Below are 19,068 nucleotides of genomic sequence, written 5' to 3'. Positions count from 1 at the left end.
TTGGAAAACGGGATGAATGCACCGGGAAAACTCGAAAACATGGTCATTCCGCTGCAGCTCGACAGCGATCTGCTGCGCACCTTCGTCGCCATCGTCGAGTCGGGAAGTTTCTCGAAAGCGGCCCAGCGCGTGTTCCGCACGCCGTCCGCCATCTCCATGCAGGTCAAGAAGATGGAGGAGCTTCTCGGCGTCTCGGTCTTTGACCGCGATTCGCGTTCCGTGACGCTGACGCCCAATGGCGAGGTCCTGCTGTCCTATGCGCGCCGCATCCTTGCGCTGAACCAGGAGATGATGGCGCGTTTCGTGACGCCCGACATGGCCGGTACCGTGCGCTTCGGCGCGCCGGACGATTACGGCACCCGCCTCATTCCGCACATTTTGAAGAAGTTTTCGGTTAGCCATCCGAACGTCATGGTCGATGTCGTCATCGATTCCTCGTCGCGCATAGCCGAACGCTTCCGCGCCGGTACGCTCGACGTCGCACTGATGAACGCCATGCCCGGAAATCCGCTTGACGGCGACACCGAAGTCCTGCTCGAGGAGCCGCTGGTCTGGACCGGCGTGCGTGGCGGCAAGGCGCATGCCTGCTCGCCGCTGCCGCTTGCCATGTGGGAGCATGGCTGCGCCTGGCGGGCAAGCGCCGTCGAGGCGCTCGATGACGCCGGAATTCCCTATCGCGTCGCCTATATGAGCGGCAACTACGCGGTCCAGATCGCCGCCATCGAGGCCGATCTCGCCATCGCGCCGATCCCGGCGCTGCTGGTCGAGGGCGCGCTGGTGCGCCTCGGCCATGCCCAGGGCTTGCCGGAATTGAAAACCACCCAGATCCGCATGATGACGCGCGATGTCGACGACTGCGCGGTCAGGGCCGTCGCCAACCACGTCCACTCCTGCATCGAGGCGTGGAAGGCCGGCGAGCTCGATTGCTGCCCGGCCATCGCTTAGCCGGGCAGGAAGTAACGCGAAGCCCACACCGCCAGCTGGCTGATCCCGATCGCCCAGGCGAAACTGGCGAGCGCGCCGATGACGGCATATTCGGTGTATTTGCGTTGCCCCTGCGCACGGATGTCGCCGAACACCAGGATTGCCTTCGCGATGATCAGCAGGCCGTTGGCCGCCGGCGCGCCGATAACGGTGAAGACGAAGATCATCAGCCGTTCCAGCTGGCCGATCGCCCGCGCGCCCTTTGGCAAGCCCGGGGCGACCCCGGCCGCGTTGCCGAAGGGCTTGAGAAACAATTCGATCGCGTAGGTTCCCGCCAGCACGGCGATGATGAAACCCGAGCCGAGCATCATGACGCCGAGCACGGCGGCAAGCTGGTCCGGCGCCAGATGCCGGTAGATCAAGGAATGCGACAGGTCCGCCGGCCATAGAAGCGACACGGCGGCGACGACGCCGATATGGGCGCCCTGGTCCGCGAGGAACCAGGCGAGGTTGAACGTCCCCTTGCGCGATTTGAACAGGTCGATGGTGAAATGCGTGGCCGCGATGGTGATGATGATCGCCGGGGCGAAATAGCCGAGCGCGGCCAGCGCGGCGCCTGTCACGATCGCGATATGCACCGACAGGACTGGTATCTTGCCCTTGTTGATCGCGATCCGCTCCGGCTGCAGCGGAAAGTCCGCGAGCAGATGCGCGAACAGCAGCACCGAAAATGTCTGGAAGATCGCCCCCGCGTCCATCGCCGTTCAGTCCCCGATGGTCAAATCAATGCGCCTCGTCCCAGTTGTCGGCGGCCGAGGCGTCGACATGCAGCGGCACGGCCATCTGGATGGCCGGCAGGGCGGCGTGTTCCATCACCTGGCGCACCACCTCGATCGTCTTTTCGACTTCCGCTTCCGGCGCCTCGAAAATCAGTTCGTCATGCACCTGCAACAGCATCCGCGCCGACAGCCTAGCGTCGGTAAGCGCGTCCTCCATGCGGATCATCGCGCGGCGGATGATGTCGGCGGCCGATCCCTGGATCGGCGCGTTGATCGCCGCGCGTTCGTTGAAGGCGCGCACCTGCGGGTTGGAGGCCCTGATCTCCGGGTAATGCGCGCGCCGTCCGAAGATCGTCTCGACATAGCCGTGCTCGCGCGCGAACGCCTTGGTCGCGTCCATATAGTCCTTGATGCCCGGAAAGCGCTCGAAATAGGTCTTGATGTACTGCCCGGCCTCTTCGCGCGGAATTGACAGCTGGTTCGCCAGCCCGAAGGCCGAGATGCCATAGATGATGCCGAAATTGATCGCTTTCGCCCGCCGGCGCACCTCCGGCGGCATGCCCTCCACCGGCACGCCGAACATCTCGGACGCCGTCATCGCATGGATGTCCATGCCGTCGGCGAAGGCCTGTTTCAGCTGCGCGATGTCGGCGACATGGGCGAGCACGCGCAATTCGATCTGGCTGTAGTCGGCCGAGATCAGCTTGTTGCCCTTTTCCGCCACGAAGGCGGTGCGGATGCGCCTTCCTTCCGTCGTGCGGATCGGGATGTTCTGCAGGTTCGGCTCCGACGAGGCGAGGCGCCCCGTCGAGGTCGCGGCCAGCGAATAGGAGGTATGGACGCGTTTCGTCTCCGGGTTGATGTAGCCCGGCAGCGCGTCGGTATAGGTCGATTTCAGCTTGGTCAGCTGGCGCCAGTCGACGATGCGGCGCGGCAGTTCGTGACCCTCGGCGGCGAGGTCTTCCAGCATTTGCGCGCCGGTCGCCCATTGCCCGGACTTCGTCTTGCTGCCGCCCGGCAGGCCCATTTTTCCGAACAGGATTTCGCCGAGCTGCTTCGGCGACCCGACATTGAAGCGTTCGCCGGCCAGCTCGTAGATCTCGTCCTCGATCGCAGCAGCCTTCTGTGCGAATTCGCCTGATAGCCGGCTAAGGATCTGCCTGTCGACCGATATTCCGCGCGCCTCCATGCGCGCCAATACCGCCACCAGCGGCCGTTCCAGACGCTCGTAGACATTCATCAGGCCCTTGGTGAGAACCTGCGGCTTCAGCACTTGCCACAGGCGCAGCGTGATGTCGGCGTCCTCGGCGGCGTAGCGCGTCGCCGTTTCGAGGTCGATCATGTCGAAGGTCAGCGCCTTCTTGCCGGTCCCGGCGATGTCCTTGAATGCGATCGGCTGGTGGCCGAGCCAGCGTTCCGACAGCGCGTCCATGCCGTGCCCGCCGGTTCCGGCGTCGACGACATAGGAGAGCAGCATCGTGTCGTCGAGGCAGGCGATCTCGATGCCGTAGCGCCGCATCACCAGCCAGTCATATTTCAGGTTCTGACCGACGACGAGGATCGAATCGTCTTCCAGCAACATCTTTAGCCGGCTTAAGGCATCGTCTGCCGGGATCTGGTTCTCGACCAGTCCGCCGCCCAGGAGGTCGCCGTTACCGGACTTGTGGTTGAGCGGCACATAGGCCGCCTCGCCGGGGGTCGAGCACAGCGAGAAGCCGGCCAGTTCGGCCTGCATGGCGTCGAGCGAATTTGTTTCGGTGTCGAAGGCGACGACGCCGGCCTCGCGCGCCCTGGCGATCCAGGCGTCCAGCGTCTCGGTGTCGCGGATGCAGACATAGGCGTCCGTGTCGAATTTCGCCGAAGCGGCGGCTTTCGCGCGTTCGGCCGCGTGCGTCGCCGGCGTCAGCGCGCCGCTTTCGATCTCCTCTGGTTCGGCGGGCTTCGGTTCCTTCGCCGTGCCCTCGTCGAGATCCGGCCCGTGCGCCGCGCGCCCGGCCTCCACTTCGACAGACGCCGCCTCCACCTCGTTGACCTCTGTGCCCGTCGCCTCGGCGACGCGCCGCGTCAGCGTGTTGAACTCCATCGCCTTCAGAAACGCGATCAGCCTCGGCCCGTCCTGCGGCTCCAGTTTCAGGCCGTCGAGATCGATGTCGAGCGGCGTGTCGGTCTTCAGGGTCACCAGCTCGCGCGACAGACGCGCCTGGTCGGCGAACTCGATCAGGTTCTCGCGCCTCTTGTTCTGCTTGATCTCGGCGGCGTGCTCCAGCAGCGTGTCGAGATCGCCATATTCGTCGAGCAATTGCGCCGCCGTCTTCGGCCCGATGCCGGGCACGCCCGGAATGTTGTCGGTCGAATCGCCGGTCAGCGCCTGCAGGTCGATCATCTTTTCCGGCGCGACGCCGAATTTCTCGACGACTTGCGGAATGCCGATCTGCTTGTCCTTCATCGAGTCGTACATCGACACGTGGTCGGTGACGAGCTGCATCAGGTCCTTGTCCGACGAGATGATCGTCGCATGCGCGCCGACGGCCTCGGCCTGCCGCGCATAGGTCGCGATGATGTCGTCGGCCTCATAGCCCTCGACCTCGATGCAGGGCAGGTTGAACGCCTTCGTCGCCTCGCGAATCAGTCCGAATTGCGGGACCAGATCCTCCGGTGGTTCGGACCGGTTGGCCTTGTATTCGGGGTAGAGTTCCTTGCGGAAGGTCTTCGACGAATAATCGAAGATCACCGCGAAATGCGTCGGCGTCACCCCGACATCGGTGTCGCGCGCGTCCTGCAGCAGCTTCCACAGCATGTTGCAGAAACCGGCGACTGCGCCCACCGGCAGCCCGTCGGATTTGCGGGTCAGCGGCGGAAGTGCATGAAAAGCCCGGAAAATATAGGCCGATCCGTCGACCAGGAACAGGTGATCGTCTTTTTTCATGGGGCAAAGCCATAGCGCGGGCAGGCAGGGGCGTCCACGGAAAACGCGGCCGTCTGAAAGGCGGGATCTAAAGAAATCGTGATCAATTCGTCTCTATTGCTTACCCTTTTTAAACCCTAATTGGTTGGTTATTGTCCAGCATAGGGGCCAGACAGCGAACATGACGGGGTTGACCGTGAAATCGAGACGTATTTTGAGCTTATTCCTGGCCATGACGGTCGCCATTCCGGTGGTGCCCGCCATGACGGTTTCCGGGAAAGCCCAGACGATGACGCTGCAGGACTTTCTCTTCGGCCGCAACCGGCGCAGCCTGCGCGAGCGCCAGGTCCAGGAAGTTCCGCAAGCCCCGCCGCAGGTCAGGCGCGTGTCGAGCCCGCGCTACTACACCTACAAGCCCGCCGCGCTGACGACCGTCACGGTCGCGTCGCTTCTGCCCGCGCCGTCCGCCGACGGCACGTTGCAGCCGAGCCTCGATTTCGAGGCCAGCCGTTTCGCCGAAGCGCTGAGGCTCGCGCCCGATACCGCCATCGCCATGGAAAAGGACATCGCCGATGCGCTCAAGGCGCATTACGCGAAGCATCCGGCCTTCCTGTGGTCGCGCGGCAACAGCGTCACCGATCAGGCCAAGAGCCTCGTCGCCCTGATGCAGGCCGCCGACGAACACGGCCTCTCGACGACAGAATATACGGTGACCGTGCCGAGCGACGGCTGGTCGATGGACAATCCGGCCGCCCGCACGGCGAACCTCCTGGCCTTCGACATTGCCCTTTCGGCGCGCGCGATACGCTACGCCATGGACATGAAGGACGGCGAGATCAATCCGAACAAGCTGTCCGGCTATCACGACTTCCCGCTGCCGCGCATGACCGCGGCCAAGGCCATTGAGGGCCTCGCCGAAGCGGGTGATCCGGTGCAGTGGATGAAGACGCTCGAGCCGCACCAGCCCGAATACGCCGCGCTGAAGAAGGAACTGGCGGCGCTCGAGGCCATGGACGTCGAGGATATCGTCCTGCCGGACAAGATCCTGCTCAAGCCGGGCGGATCGGACGAGGCGCTGCCGCAGATCATGAAGGCGCTGCGCAAGCATGTCACGGAGGAGACCCGCGACAAGCACGCGGCGACGTTCGCCGAATATTTCGGCACCCCCGAATATACCGATGCGATCGCCGCCCTGGTGAAGGATTTCCAGCGTGACAACGGCCTGTCGGCCGACGGCATTATCGGTCGCAATACACTTGGCCACCTCGCCAACGACACGCATTCCTCCAAGGTCGAGCGCGTCAAGCTGGCGATGGAGCGCCTGCGCTGGCATCCGGAGGAATTCGGCACCCGCCATGTCGTGATCAACCAGCCGGCGTTCCGCGCCAGCTATTACGAGAACGATCACGTCAAGCTGTCGACGCGCGCTATCATCGGCAAGCGGACGAACCAGACCAGCTTCTTCTTCGATAAGATCGAAACGGTGGTCTACAATCCCTATTGGGGCGTGCCGCAATCGATCATCGTCAACGAGATGCTGCCGAAGCTGTACCAGGACCCGAGCTATCTCGACCGTGCCGGCTATGAAGTCACGACCGCGTCCGGCCAGCGTGTGTCGTCCTCCAGCGTCGATTGGTGGCAATATGGCGGCAAGGTGCCGTTCAACGTTCGCCAGTTGCCGGGCCCGAGCAACGCGCTCGGCGACATCAAGATCCTGTTCCCGAACAAGCATGACATCTACATGCACGACACGCCGTCGCGGAACCTGTTCTCGCGCAATGTGCGCGCCCTCAGCCACGGCTGCGTGCGCCTGCAGAAGCCGCGCGAGATGGCGGCCGCGGTGCTCGGCACCGATGTCGACTACATATCGTCGCGAATCGGCGGCGGCCGCGAAACGTCGGAGGATTTGCCGCAGCAGGTTCCGGTCTTCGTTGCCTATTTCACGGCTTGGCCGACCGACACCGGAGAGGTCGAGTATTTCGCCGACATCTATGGCCGTGACAGCCATCTCGAAAAGGCGCTGGAAGCCCTGCACAAGGTGCGCGAGAGCGCCGACTCCTAAAGCAATTCCAGGAAAAGCGGAAACCGGTTTTCCGTCCGCAATTGCGACAAAACAAACAGCTGGAGACGATCATCGGCTCTGTGAAACGATGATCGTCACTATGGCCTTGAGATGTTTGTGGCGCTAGCCGAGCGCCGCGATGCAGACCGGGGCGTGGCCCGACCGCACCATGCCGATCTTGCCGGCCGCGGCCTTGGACAGATCGATGATCCGGCCCCTCACGAACGGGCCGCGGTCGTTGATCCGCACGATGACAGATTTTCCGGTACGCGAATTCGTCACCTTCACCTTGGCGCCGAAGGGCAGGCTGCGATGCGCAGCCGTCATCTGGGCCGGGTTCATCATTTCTCCCGATGCGGTGCGCGAATGCAGCGCATACCAGGAGGCCCCGCCGCACTGGGCGGAAGCGGGTGTGATCGTTGAACATGCGCAAAGAGAAAGTGTCGCGGCCACGAGGGCCGTGCCGGTAATGCTCGATTTCAATTTCTGACCCCGGTTTGGGCGGACCGTTTCCGATGGATACGGGTTCCGCTCTATCGCCAGCTGTCTTCCGCCCACATGCGATCCAGGGCCTTCCTGTAATCGCCATGACGGAATTCGAAGCCGGCCTTTCTGACCTTTGCGTTCGAGACGCGCTTGTTTTCTCCGTAAAAGGAGCGGGCCATGGGCGAAATTGTGGCGGTTTCGAAGTCGATTGCCGCCGGCGGATCAATTTTCATTAAAGAGGCTGCATATTCGACAACATCCTGCGGCGGTGCGGGCTCGTTGTCCGTGATATTGTAGATGCCTTCTGCATGGCGCCCGGACAGAAATTCCAGCGCCCGCGCGATATCCTCGACATGAATACGATTGAACACCTGTCCGGGCTTGATCAGGCGTTTCGCCATGCCCCTGTCGAGGTTGACGAAAGCGTTGCGGCCGGACCCGTAGATCCCCGACAGCCGCAGGATCGCCAGCGGTTTCCCGACGCTGTCGGCGAAGTCCTGCCACGCCATCTCCGCGGCGAGGCGCTGGATCGAGCGCTGCGACACCGGCCGGCATTCGGTCTCTTCGTCCACCCAGGCGCCGTCATGATCGCCGTAGACGCCGACGGTTGAGAGATAGCCGGTCCATTCCAGCAGCGGCAGCGCTTCGAGTACGCCGCGCAGCGCGTTGAGCACCGGGTCGCCGTTTTCGTCCGGCGCGATCGAGACGATGAGATGCGTCGTCGCGGCGAGCGCGGCAAGGAGGTCGGGCGAAACGCCCGTCGCGTCGAAGAGATGTGGCGCGATCCCCTCAGCGCGTAGGGCCTCCGCCTTGTCCGGTGACCGCGTCGTGCCAGCGACCGGGATGCCCTGCGCCGCCATTAGCCGTCCGAAGGCGCGGCCGGAATAGCCGGCGCCGAAGATGAAAAAGCTCTTTACGGTGCCGGTCATCCTGACATCCTGTCCCATTCCCCGATCACGGTTTCGGCCGTTTCCTGTTTCCGGTGCGCCTCGCGGGCGGCGGCGAAACGGTTCTCGTCCGTCAGTTCGCCGAGCGCCCACACCGCCGCACCGCGCACCGTCGCGTCGGGATCGCGCAAATGCGCTTCGACTGCGCCGGCCACGGTTTCGTCGCCGCTGTTGCCCGCCGCGATCAGCACGTTGCGGATGAAGCGGTCGCGCCCGATCCGCTTGATCGGCGAGCCGGAGAATTTCGCGCGGAACGCCGTGTCGTCAAGGCCGAGAAGCTCGATGATCGCCGGGCTTTTCAGGTCTTCGCGCGCTTTCAGCTTCGCTTCCGACGCAACGGCGGCGAACTTGTTCCACGGACAGACGGCAAGGCAGTCGTCGCAGCCATAGATGCGGTTGCCCATCGGTTTTCGGAATTCGACCGGGATCGGCCCCGCGTGCTCGATCGTCAGATACGAGATGCAGCGCCGCGCATCGAGCCGGTAGGGCGCCGGAAAGGCATCGGTCGGACAGATGTCGAGGCAGTTCCGGCACGAGCCGCAATGGTCGCTCTCCCGTTCGTCGGCGGGCAGGTCCATGTCGGTGAAGATCGCGCCGAGGAAGAACCACGAGCCGAGGTCGCGGCTCACCAGATTGGTGTGCTTGCCCTGCCAGCCGATCCCCGCCGCCTCGCCGAGTGGCTTTTCCATCACCGGCGCGGTGTCGACGAACACCTTGACGTCCGCCCCCGTCTTCACCGCGAAGCGCCCTGCCGCCTGTTTCAGCTTGCCCTTTACGATGTCGTGGTAGTCGCGGTTTCGCGCATAGGCCGAGATCGTCACCCGGTCGCGCCGTGTCAGCGCCTCGAGCGGATCGTCCTCCGGGCCGTAATTCATCGCCACCATGACGACCGATTTCGCCGCCGGCCACAGCACCAGTGGATCGCCGCGCCGTGCTTCCGTCTCCGCCATCCAGGCCATCGTGCCGTGCAAGCCCCCGGCGAGAAATGCGTGCAGCCGGTCCCGCGCCTCGGGAATCGCGTCGGCGCGGGTCACCCCCACGGCCGTGAAACCCTCGGCCTTGAGGTCATCGATCAGTCGGTCTTTGGCTGTCTTTGCCGTCATCGCGCGATCATGCCCGCCGGAGCGGGCGCGGGGCAACTGCCCGGGTCATCGGGATCAGAAATCGAGATCGGCGTAATGCGAGGCCGGCGGCAGCCGCCGCACCCGGTCGGTGAGCAGGCCGCGGAAGGACGGTCGCGACTTGACGCGGGAATACCATTCGCGCGCCGCCGGTTCGGACGCCCAGTCGATCTCGCCCAGATAGTCGAGCACGCTGACTGCCGCGCCCGCGGCAAGATCGGCGCAGGTGAACGCGTCGCCGGCAAGCCAGTTGCGGCTCTGCGCCAGCCAGCCGAGATAACGCATGTGCTGGCGTATATTGCTGCGCGCCGCGCGCAGCACCGCCGAATCCGGCGCGCCGCCGCCTTCGGCGGGTGACATCTGCAGCTTGAACACCCGCTCGCGCGCCAGCGCCCGCGTCACGTCGGCTTCCGTCTTGGCCAGGAACCAGTCGATCAGGCGGCGCACCTCGGCGCGTTCCAGCGACGAACCCGGCATCAGCCGGCGGTCGCGCATCATCGGGCCGCGCGTTTCGTCGAGATATTCGGAGATCGCGAAGGCCCCGACGATCGCCACGCCGGCGTCGCCGATCAGCACGGGAAGCGTTCCGGCCGGGTTGAGCTGCATGAATTCCGGCCGCCGCGCCCAGGGGTGTTCCTCCTGCAGTTCCGGCGTCTCGCCATACTCGTCGAGCAACAGCCGGACGAAACGGGACGGTGCGGAAATCGGATGGTGGAACAGCAACATGGAATCAGAACTGTGCTCTCGTTGTGTCCGTATCTATGCGAACGGCCGATGGCATGCAATCGACGCGTCACGGATTGAACGCGTCGATGTCGGCAAGCGTCGGCAGGTCGGCGCCGCGCCGCGAGCAAGTCAGCGCCGCCGCCTTGACGGCGAAATTCGCCATCGCGGCGAGATCGGCTGTGCGCGCCGCGCCCTTTTTCGTCAGGCCTTGCGCGCCGAGCCAGTGCAGGCAGGCGGCCTGGAACGTGTCGCCCGCCCCGACCGTGTCGGCGACGGAGACGGCAAGGCCCGGCACGCGTATCTCGCGTCCGTCGGCGGAAAAGGCGAACGCGCCGTCCTGTCCGAGCGTCACGCAGACCAGTTCGACGCCGCGCGCGATGGCCTCGGCGGCGAACGCTTCCGGCGTCTTGCCGGGATAGAGCTGCGCGACATCCTCGTCGCTCGCCTTCATGAAGCTTGCCGCCTCGGACATCGTCTTCACCCGTTCGCGCCAGAGGTCGATATCCGGCTCGACCATGGTGCGCAGGTTCGGGTCGTAGGAAACGAAGCGGCTCTTTCCCTCGCGCGCCGCCAGCGTCGCGAGCGCCGTGGCCGTCGGCTCCATCACGGTCGAATAGGAGCCGAAATGGATCACCCGCACCGACGCGTCGAGAGTGGCGGGAAGGTCGCCGACCGTCACCGAGCAATCGGCCGTCCCGTCGGTATAGAAGACGTAATCGGCGCTGTTGTCCTCTTTCAGTCCGATCATGGCGAGTGTCGTGTTCTGCTCTGTCGTCACGCAGGGCCCGGCATCGATGTCGTTATCGGCCATGAAGGCGGCGATGCGCCGGCCGAACATGTCGGTCGAGATGCGGGTGAAGAAGCGCGAATGGTTGCCCATGCGCGCCAGCCCCAGCGCGACGTTCAGCGGCGATCCGCCCACATGCCCGTCAAGGACGATCCCGTGCGGATCGGTGGACGGGCTCGAGAACATGTCGAAAAGGCTATCGCCGCAGCACAGATACATTCCGGGTCTTTCGGTTGGACCGCGGTCGGCCCGCAGTCGCAGATGGACGGCGCCCTCGCGGATCGATTGCGCGGCGGCAGCGCCCATTTCTACCGCCCTTGCGCCGTCATGCAAGCGGGCGATGCCCCGCGCTATCGCGAACGCCGCTGGTTCGTCCGCAGATGCCGGCGCGCAACCGGCCGCTTGCCTTCACATAGATGAAAGCGCATGTTTGCATGTGCGATTGTCGCAAAGTGGAGGAGACCATCATGAATTTGCGCATTTCGATTGCGGCGCTGGCCGCGCTGTTTCTGTCCGTGACCGGGGCGTTCGCCGCCGATCCCCACAGGCTCGCCATCCATGTCGACCAGAACGACCCGGCGGTGATGAACCTGGCGCTCAACAACGCCGCCAACGTCAAGGCCTTTTACGCCGCCAAGGGCGAGGCGGTCGACATCGAGATCGTTGCCTACGGGCCCGGCCTCAACATGTATTTCGCCAAGAGCCCGGTGAAGGACCGCATTTCCGCCATGGCGCTGGAAAATCCCGAGATGCATTTCTCGGCCTGCGGCAACACGCTCAAGAAGATGACCGAGAAGGCCGGCCACGAAATCGCGCTTCTGTCGGAAGCCAATGTCGTCCCGTCCGGCGTCGTCCGCCTGATGGAACTGCAGTCGGAAGGCTATTCCTATGTGAGGCCGTGAACGGCATCGCCTGAAACGAAAAGCGGGCCGAAAGGCCCGCTTTTTTGTTACGCTTCGCTCGCCTTCAGTTCGAGGCGCCGCTTGTGCAGGATCGGCTCGGTATAGCCGGACGGCTGTTCGCGGCCCTTCAGCACCAGATCGAGCGCCGCCTGGAAGGCGATCGACTTGTCGTAGTCGGGCGCCATCGGCCGGTAGGCCGGGTCGCCCTCGTTCTGGCGGTCGACGACCTTGGCCATGCGCTGCATCGTCTCGACGATCTCGTGCTCGGCGACGATGCCGTGATGCAGCCAGTTCGCCATGTGCTGCGAGGAGATGCGCAGCGTCGCGCGGTCTTCCATCAGCGCAACGTCATTGATGTCCGGCACCTTGGAGCAGCCGACGCCCTGGTCGACCCAGCGCACCACGTAGCCGAGAATGCCCTGGGCGTTGTTGTCCAGCTCGCGCTGGATGTCTTCCGGAGTCCAGTTCGGACGACGCGCGACCGGCACCGACAGGATGTCGTCGAGCTTGGCACGCCCGCGCGACTTCAGCGTCTCCTGCACGGCCTTGACATCAACCTGGTGGTAGTGCGTCGCGTGCAGCGTCGCCGCCGTCGGCGAGGGCACCCATGCCGTGTTGGCGCCGGCCTTCGGATGGCCGATCTTCTGTTCCAGCATGTCGTGCATCAGGTCGGGCATCGCCCACATGCCCTTGCCGATCTGGGCATGGCCGGAAAGGCCGCATTCGAGCCCGATATCGACGTTCCAGTTCTCGTAGGCATGGATCCATGCGGCCTGCTTCATGTCGCCCTTGCGGATCATCGGCCCGAGTTCCATCGAGGTGTGGATCTCGTCGCCGGTGCGGTCGAGGAAGCCGGTATTGATGAAGACGACCCGCTCCTTCGCGGCGCGGATGCATTCCTTGAGATTGACCGTGGTGCGGCGTTCCTCGTCCATGATGCCCATCTTGATGGCGTTGCGCGCCATGCCGAGCGCGTCCTCGACGCGGGAGAACAGTTCGACGGCGAAGCCCACTTCCTCCGGCCCGTGCATCTTCGGCTTGACGACATACATCGAGCCTTTCGTCGAGTTGGCCTTGCGCCCCTTCGGCCCGATATCGTGCAGCGCGATCAGCGCCGTCATCATCGCGTCCATGATGCCTTCCGGCACCTCGTTGCCGTCACGGTCGACGACCGCCGGATTGGTCATCAGGTGACCGACATTACGGATCAGCATCAGCGAACGGCATCTGACGGGGAAGGGCGTTCCGTCCGGCGCCGTGTAGACGAAGTCGTCATACATCTTGCGCGTGACAGTCTTGCCGCCCTTCTCGAACGTCTCTTCGAGATCGCCCTTCATCAGGCCGAGCCAGTTGCGATAGACCAGCGTCTTGTCCTCTGCGTCGACCGCGGCGACAGAGTCCTCGCAATCCATGATCGCCGTCAGGGCCGCTTCGAGATTGACGGTGGCGATACCGGCGGGATCGGTTTTCCCGATTTCGTGGTCCCGGTTGATCAGGATTTCGATCAGGAGGCCGTTGTTCTTCAGCAGAATGTGCTTCCAATCGCCATTCTCGGCATGTCCGGCATATTTCCCGGGCTGGAGAAGCGCCGTCTCACCGCCGGCTGTATTCATTACGAGGCTTTCGCCCACCTGGATTTCCGTCACGTCGGCCCAGGAACCATCGGCAAGCGGCACGGCTTCGTCGAGAAACGCTTTCGCCCAAGCGATGACGCGGCCGCCGCGTTCCGGGTCGTAACCTTTGCCTTGCGGCAGGTCGCCCAGCGCGTCGGTGCCGTAGAGCGCATCGTAGAGCGAGCCCCAGCGGGCGTTCGCCGCGTTCAGCGCGAAGCGCGCATTCATGATCGGCACGACGAGCTGCGGCCCGGCGACATCGGCGATTTCCGGATCGACGTTTTCGGTCGTCACCGCGAAGGCGTCGCCCTCGGGGACGAGATAGCCGATCTCTTCCAGAAACGCCTTGTATTCCGGCATCTCGTAACCGTCTTCGCGATGGTCGCGGTACCAGGCGTCGAGCTTGGCCTGCAGGTCATCGCGTTTCGCCAGCAGTTCGCGGTTCTTCGGCGCCAGATCGTGCACGATTGCCGCAAACGCCGGCCAGAAGTCTTTCGCCTTGACGCCCGTGCCGGGCATCGCCTCGTCGGTGATGAAATCGTAAAGACCCTTGTCGATCGTCAAACCGTCAATCGTAACCGTCTCGGCCATGCCGTTCTCTCCGCTTTTTCAATGCCTGCGGCAAAGCATGGACGGTCTTGGCGAGTCAACTTGGACAAAGTGACAAGGATCTTTTCCAAAAGGGAAATAATGACCGGTGTTTTATGCCCGAGAGTCAGCCATTCTACGACGCGCCCGGCCATGGCGCGCGCAACCGAGAGAGGCGTCAGCCCGGCGTAACGACGAAGGTGCGGTCGCTGGTCATTTCCAGCTTCATGTCGCCGCCGCCCGACAGGATAGTGATCGTCTCGTCCCTGCCGTCGAAACTGACGGTCAGCGCGCCGTTCTCGAAGGTGAAGTTGGCTTTGTCGAGCGTCATGACGTCGTCGCCCCAGCTTTCGCCGAAGATCGCGAACTCCGTCCGGTCCGCGATCGTCACCATATCCTGGCCGTCGCCGGCCTTGAATGCCACGAGGCCTTCGCCGTTCAGGTTGATATTGTCGTTGCCGGCACCGCCGGAAATCCATCCGGCGCGGTCGGCCGTCACGGCGATCGTGTCGTCTCCGTCACCGCCATAAATCCGGCCGACACGGCTGCCGGTCACGGAAATCATGTCATTGCCGTCGCCGCCCGACACCCGCGAAACGCTTTTCCCGGCGACCGCGATCGTGTCGTCGCCCGACCCGCCACGCACGGAGCCGATCCGTTCACCCGCCACCGAGATGACGTCATTTCCGGCTCCGCCGTCCACGGTCCGGATGCGAGGCGCCGCGGCGCCGATCGCATCGTTGCCGTCGCCGCCATATATCCGGTTTGAGCCCTCGGACGTGGACGCAAACGAGATGACGTCGTCACCGCCGCCGGCATCGATATAGGCCGACACCACGCGCGACGTGTCCGAATTGGCATAGCTGATCGTATCGGCGCCGCCGGATCCCTTGACGGCGGTAAACGTATGGTCACCGCGCGTCGCCGTCACCGCGGTCATGCCGTTCGGATTCTGGCTCGTCAGCACGTCGAAGATGGTATTGACCGCCTCGCGCATCGCCCGCGACGACCCCGCCCGGTCGGGCATGCCATGGCGATGACCGTGCGACTTGGACATCTCGTCGGATTTCGACGCATCGTTGTTACTCGATCCGAACAGCCGTGCGATATCGCCCGACGCCGTCGCGCGCATGTGGAAGGAATTGATGTGCATCGGCGCCGTCCCCGCAATTGCCCGAAGGGAAATTTAGAGGCGCCGCATTAAGCATTGGTTAATCATGATGGCATCGCCGCGGACCGGTCGGGCGTCCGCCGGTCAGGACGTCGTCGCCGGCCGTCCGCCGGCGATCGCCGTTACCGTCGCGGAGACGAAAAACTCGCGGCCCTCCACCATGGCCGTCTTCAGGTCGCGCGTGGCCGAAACCGTCGCCTCGGCCGCGCCCGCCTCGTTGGCGCGCCTTTCGGCGGCCGTGCGGCAGAGCGCCTCGGCGGTTTCCATAGCGGCGTCCGCGTCCGCGAAGGCGAGGTGGCCGGCATCCGCGAGCCCCGCGATTTCGAACCGGCCCTCGACAGGCTGGACGATCTCCGCCGTTACCACGATGCGGACCTGGCCGACCACCGCCCCGACCGCATTGGCGACGTCGGCATGGTCGGGGATGATCGCCTGCGCCCCCAGGACGTCGCCTGCGCCCGGATAATAGGCCGCCGCGCCCGCGCCGAGCCCGATCACCGGCCGGTCGAGGAACAGCGCCAGCCGCGCGATGCCGGCGGTCCGGTCGAGCGCGCGTTGCGCCAGCACCGATGCCGCCACCGCGGCGCCGTCGAGCCCGTCCTCGGCGAAGGCCGTTTCCAGCACCCTTTCCGCCGACAGCCGGATCAGCCGGTCGACGACGCGCGCGCTGATCGTCTCGGCGTCGCCCGCCAGCGGATTGCCGTAGCCATCCTTCTTGCGCGCGAACAGCGCCGCGCCGAGCGCCGCCGCCTGGCGGTCCCAATGCGTGAAACGCCCGAGCACATGCTGCGCGTCCGATGGCGTGAAGCCCGAGACCAGTACCAGGCCGCGCGCGGCCAGACGGCTCAGCGTCGCCAGTTCCGAATTCGCCGACAGCAGCTTGTCGAGCGGTTGCGGCATATCCGTTAGCCGGCTGAAGAGATCGTTCTCCGAGCGTGTCAGGCCGGCAGCAAGCCGGTCCGGCACGCCGGCGCGCAGCGCGAACCGGCCCTCGTTGCGCACCGGGATCGTCGCGCGCTGCTGCCGGTCGAGATCGCGGATGACGGTTTCGCCGTGCAGATGCGCCAGCAGCGACAGCGGCACCAGTCGACGCGGCCCGAGCCGGATCGCCGGCCTCAGCGCCCCGTCCTCGATCGCCACTTCGCTGTCGCCGCCGAGCCCGAAGGTCCGCATCGCCACGGCGTCGACCATGGTCCGGTAACCACCGACGGTGGCGCCTTGCGGGTCGATGCGTGGCTGACCGTTGTCGAGGATCGCGATATCGGTCGTCGTTCCGCCGATGTCGGACACGATCGCGTCGTCGATATCGGCCAGATGCCGCGCGCCGACGAGGCTCGCCGCCGGCCCTGACAGGATCGTTTCGATCGGCCGCTGCCGCGCGAACGCCGCCGAGACGAGCGATCCGTCGCCGCGCACCACCATCAGCGGTGCGTCGATGCCGCTCGCCGCCATCCGGTTGTCCGCCGCGTCGATCAGCCGGTCGATCATCGAGATCAGCCGCGCATTGAGCACCGTCGTCAGCGCCCGGCGCGGTCCGTCAAGCTTGGCCGAAAGCTCGTGGCTCGCCGTCACCGGCAGGTGGGTAGCCGCCCGGATCAGGTCGCGCGCCGCGATTTCGTGCTCCGGATTGCGCACGGCGAAATAGCCGGCGATGGCGAAGGCCGAGACCTGGGTGGCGAGATCGTCGAGAACCGCTTCGAGCGCCGACAGGTCGAGCAGTGCCGCCCGGCCATGCGCGTCGTGGCCGCCCGGCACGAAGATCACCGGGTCGCCGCCGAGCGCGTCCTTCAGCCCGGCCTTGTCGAGGTCGGTCTCGCCGAAACCGATCATCACCAGCGCGATGCGTCCGCCCTGGCCCTCGACCAGCGCGTTGGTCGCAAGCGTCGTCGAGATCGAGACGAGGCCGATGTCGGACGCGTTGATGCCACCCGCGGTGATTACCGCCGCCATCGCTTCGCCGAGCCCGATCGAAAGGTCATGCCGCGTCGTCAGCGCCTTCGCCTTGGCGAGAACGCCGCGCGCCGCGTCGTGAATGACGGCGTCCGTATAGGTGCCGCCGGTGTCGATGCCGAGGGAAAGAGACATGCGAGGTTCGTTCCGGTTTGGTGCGCTCCCTTACGGGCGCCGGAAGCGAAGAGCAATGGCTTTGCTGCCGTGGCGTCGCCGGTTAGGATCGGGGAAATCGAGGAGGATTCCGATGTCGCGTCACCCGGTTCGTCTTGCCGCCCTTGCCCTGATGTTCGCCGCGACGGCCCCGGCGCTGGCGCAGGATTTGCCGCCGAAGGCGGTCTACGAGGCGATGCTGAATGCCAATCGCGCCTCGGGCTGGGTAGCCTTCCGCAACTACGGCGGCAACCAGCTCGTCTATTTCACCGCGCTGCAGACCATGCATTGCCGGCTTTCCGCGATCCGTTATTCGATCAACTCGAACGCGCTCGACAAGACTTTCGAGCTGGTGCCCTGCAACCCGCAAATGGCCTTCGCCATGCCGCCGGACGTCAAGCCCGGACAGGTCTATCTGACCCTGGCCCCCGGCACAGCCGAAACCGTCGCCGTCCAGGTCGTCTGGGACGACGGCACGGAGAGCGATGTCATGGTCTACAGGCCCTGCGACAATGTCGGCGAGCAGACCTGCGCCGCCGTGGCGGAATAGGCGCTACCGCTTCACCACCCGCATCGGCAGGCCGTTGCGCGCCTGCACCGTCAGTTTCTGGATCGGCCAGGGATTGAGCCCCGGCGTCGCCTCGAAGCGGAATTCGTTGAGCAGCAGCGCCAAGGCGATCACCGCCTCCTGCAGTGCGAAGGTCGCGCCGATGCAGATGCGCTGCCCGGCGCCGAAGGGCAGATACTGGAACCGGTCGATCCTGTCGCGGTTTTCGGGCCAGAAGCGCGACGGCTGGAAGGCGTTCGGATTGTCCCAGTAGAGCCGGTGTCGATGCAGCACCCAGGGCATCACAAGCACCGTCGTGCCCTTCGCGATCTCGAGCTTGGTGCCGTCGTCGAAGGTGAAGACCTCGTCGGTGATCGCCTCGCGGTTGAGCGTCGGCGCCGGCGGATAGAGTCGTAGCGCCTCCTCGAAGGCGGCGCGCGTCTTCGGCATCCGGTCCAGCCATTCGACCGGCGGCGGGTTGTCCGCCAGCACTTTCGTGATTTCCTCTTCCACCAGAGCCCGCTCATGCGGCGCGTTGGCAAGGCAATAGAGCGTCCAGCCGAGCGCGCGCGCCGTCGTCTCGTGACCGGCGCCGATGAAGGTGATCAGATTGTCCTCGACCTCGTCCGCCGTCAGCCCGTCCGGGCCTTCCGCGTTGAGTAGCAGCGTCAGGAAGTCTTCCGGCACCGAGTCCGGGTCGTCCTTCATCCGTTGCCGCCGCGCCGCCATCGTGTCGCGCACCACGCCGCGGAATTTCGCCAGCACGCCGCGTCCGCGCATCCGCCGGAACCGCGGCAGCCATTCCGGCGCCTTGAGGAGATCGAGCGGATCGACCTGGCCCATGGTCGACAGGAGCCTGTCGACGTCGTCGGCGAAATCCGTGCCGTCGGCGGAAATCTCGTCGGAAAACAGCGTCGCCGCCAACACCTGGTAGGTCAGCTCCGTCATGTCGTGGCTGATGTCATGCACCGCGCCCGCGCCGTTGCGGTAGCGTTCGAGGAAGGTCTCGACGCGCGCCTGCATCATCTCGGCGAAGCCCTGGATGTGGCGCGGCGTGAACACTGGCGCCATCGCCTTGCGCGACCGTTTCCACACCTCGCCTTCCGCCGTCAGCAGCCCGTCCTTCAGGATCGGCCGCAGGATCAGCTGGCGCACCCGCGCCATGCGGTAGTTCTTCGCGTTGTCGATCAGGATGTGGCGGATCAGCGCCGGGTGGTTGGCGATCAGCGTCCGGTCAGCGAGGAACTTCGCCTGGATGAACGGCTTCGTGTAGGAGATCTCGCCCCACAATTCGAGCGGATTGCGCATGACCGTGCGCACGATTTCCAGCCGCGTCGGCGGTTCGGTGCGCGGCGTCGGATGCGGCGGGACGAAGGACTGCGGTTTTGTATCCATGATTGTATCGCG

At 65.0% G+C, this 19,068-nt stretch carries 15 protein-coding genes; 4 read left to right on the top strand and 11 right to left on the bottom strand.

What is annotated here, in order from left to right; translation table 11 throughout:
- The first annotated feature begins 39 nt into the window (after window positions 1–39).
- Window positions 40–945, top strand: a complete 906-nt coding sequence (locus IG169_RS00540) for a LysR family transcriptional regulator (RefSeq protein ID WP_428982224.1) — start codon at window positions 40–42, stop codon at window positions 943–945.
- Here the strand turns inward: IG169_RS00540 and IG169_RS00535 are convergent.
- Together IG169_RS00535 and polA are read right to left on the bottom strand one after the other, a co-directional pair.
- A complete protein-coding gene (locus IG169_RS00535; RefSeq protein ID WP_193174193.1) occupies window positions 942–1,682 on the bottom strand; it encodes a DUF3307 domain-containing protein in 741 nt (246 codons plus the stop codon). The two genes, IG169_RS00540 and IG169_RS00535, sit on opposite strands and share 4 nt — an antisense overlap.
- 25 nt (window positions 1,683–1,707) lie before the next feature.
- A complete protein-coding gene (polA, locus tag IG169_RS00530; RefSeq protein WP_193174192.1) occupies window positions 1,708–4,629 on the bottom strand; it encodes a DNA polymerase I in 2,922 nt (973 codons plus the stop codon).
- A 193-nt stretch (window positions 4,630–4,822) separates the two neighbouring features.
- On the opposite strand from polA, the gene IG169_RS00525 reads away from it, so the two are divergent.
- Window positions 4,823–6,670: a L,D-transpeptidase family protein gene (locus IG169_RS00525; protein ID WP_193174191.1), complete on the top strand. Its 1,848-nt coding sequence runs from the start codon at window positions 4,823–4,825 to the stop codon at window positions 6,668–6,670.
- Between the two features lie 123 nt (window positions 6,671–6,793).
- On the opposite strand, the gene IG169_RS00520 is transcribed toward IG169_RS00525, so the two are convergent.
- From IG169_RS00520 to IG169_RS00500, 5 genes are all read right to left on the bottom strand, one after another.
- On the bottom strand, window positions 6,794–7,123 hold the full coding sequence (locus IG169_RS00520; RefSeq protein ID WP_343225534.1) for a septal ring lytic transglycosylase RlpA family protein: 330 nt from the start codon (window positions 7,121–7,123) through the stop codon (window positions 6,794–6,796).
- A gap of 80 nt (window positions 7,124–7,203) precedes the next feature.
- Window positions 7,204–8,085, bottom strand: a complete 882-nt coding sequence (locus IG169_RS00515) for an SDR family oxidoreductase (protein ID WP_193174189.1) — start codon at window positions 8,083–8,085, stop codon at window positions 7,204–7,206.
- Window positions 8,082–9,206: a tRNA epoxyqueuosine(34) reductase QueG gene (queG, locus tag IG169_RS00510; protein WP_193174188.1), complete on the bottom strand. Its 1,125-nt coding sequence runs from the start codon at window positions 9,204–9,206 to the stop codon at window positions 8,082–8,084. Before queG ends, IG169_RS00515 begins: the two co-directional genes overlap by 4 nt.
- Window positions 9,207–9,260: 54 nt before the next feature.
- Window positions 9,261–9,950, bottom strand: coding sequence for a glutathione S-transferase family protein (locus tag IG169_RS00505; protein WP_193174187.1), 690 nt, complete (start codon window positions 9,948–9,950; stop codon window positions 9,261–9,263).
- A 67-nt stretch (window positions 9,951–10,017) separates the two neighbouring features.
- Window positions 10,018–11,043, bottom strand: coding sequence for a carbohydrate kinase family protein (locus tag IG169_RS00500; RefSeq protein WP_246717040.1), 1,026 nt, complete (start codon window positions 11,041–11,043; stop codon window positions 10,018–10,020).
- A 161-nt stretch (window positions 11,044–11,204) separates the two neighbouring features.
- Here IG169_RS00500 and IG169_RS00495 point away from each other — a divergent pair, with 161 nt between their 5' ends.
- Entirely contained in the window at window positions 11,205–11,639 is a 435-nt protein-coding gene (locus IG169_RS00495) for a DsrE family protein (protein ID WP_193174186.1), read from the top strand.
- Window positions 11,640–11,686: 47 nt separating this feature from the next.
- Here the strand turns inward: IG169_RS00495 and IG169_RS00490 are convergent, their stop codons facing one another.
- From IG169_RS00490 to IG169_RS00480, 3 genes are all read right to left on the bottom strand, one after another.
- Window positions 11,687–13,843, bottom strand: a complete 2,157-nt coding sequence (locus IG169_RS00490) for a malate synthase G (RefSeq protein WP_193174185.1) — start codon at window positions 13,841–13,843, stop codon at window positions 11,687–11,689.
- 175 nt (window positions 13,844–14,018) lie between these two features.
- Window positions 14,019–14,993 carry a hypothetical protein gene (locus tag IG169_RS00485; protein WP_193174184.1) on the bottom strand — a complete coding sequence of 325 codons (975 nt, stop codon included), beginning with the start codon at window positions 14,991–14,993 and terminating at the stop codon, window positions 14,019–14,021.
- Between the two features lie 102 nt (window positions 14,994–15,095).
- Window positions 15,096–17,096, bottom strand: a complete 2,001-nt coding sequence (locus IG169_RS00480) for a hydantoinase/oxoprolinase family protein (RefSeq protein WP_193174183.1) — start codon at window positions 17,094–17,096, stop codon at window positions 15,096–15,098.
- A 112-nt stretch (window positions 17,097–17,208) separates the two neighbouring features.
- On the opposite strand from IG169_RS00480, the gene IG169_RS00475 reads away from it, so the two are divergent.
- On the top strand, window positions 17,209–17,664 hold the full coding sequence (locus tag IG169_RS00475) for a hypothetical protein (RefSeq protein WP_193174182.1): 456 nt from the start codon (window positions 17,209–17,211) through the stop codon (window positions 17,662–17,664).
- A gap of 3 nt (window positions 17,665–17,667) precedes the next feature.
- Here the strand turns inward: IG169_RS00475 and IG169_RS00470 are convergent, their stop codons facing one another.
- A complete protein-coding gene (locus IG169_RS00470) occupies window positions 17,668–19,056 on the bottom strand; it encodes a cytochrome P450 (RefSeq protein ID WP_193174181.1) in 1,389 nt (462 codons plus the stop codon).
- Window positions 19,057–19,068 lie beyond the last annotated feature (12 nt).

The sequence above is a fragment of the Oricola nitratireducens genome, from assembly GCF_014904745.1.
Taxonomy (GTDB): domain Bacteria; phylum Pseudomonadota; class Alphaproteobacteria; order Rhizobiales; family Rhizobiaceae; genus Oricola; species Oricola nitratireducens.
This window is presented reverse-complemented; position numbering and strand designations above follow the sequence as displayed.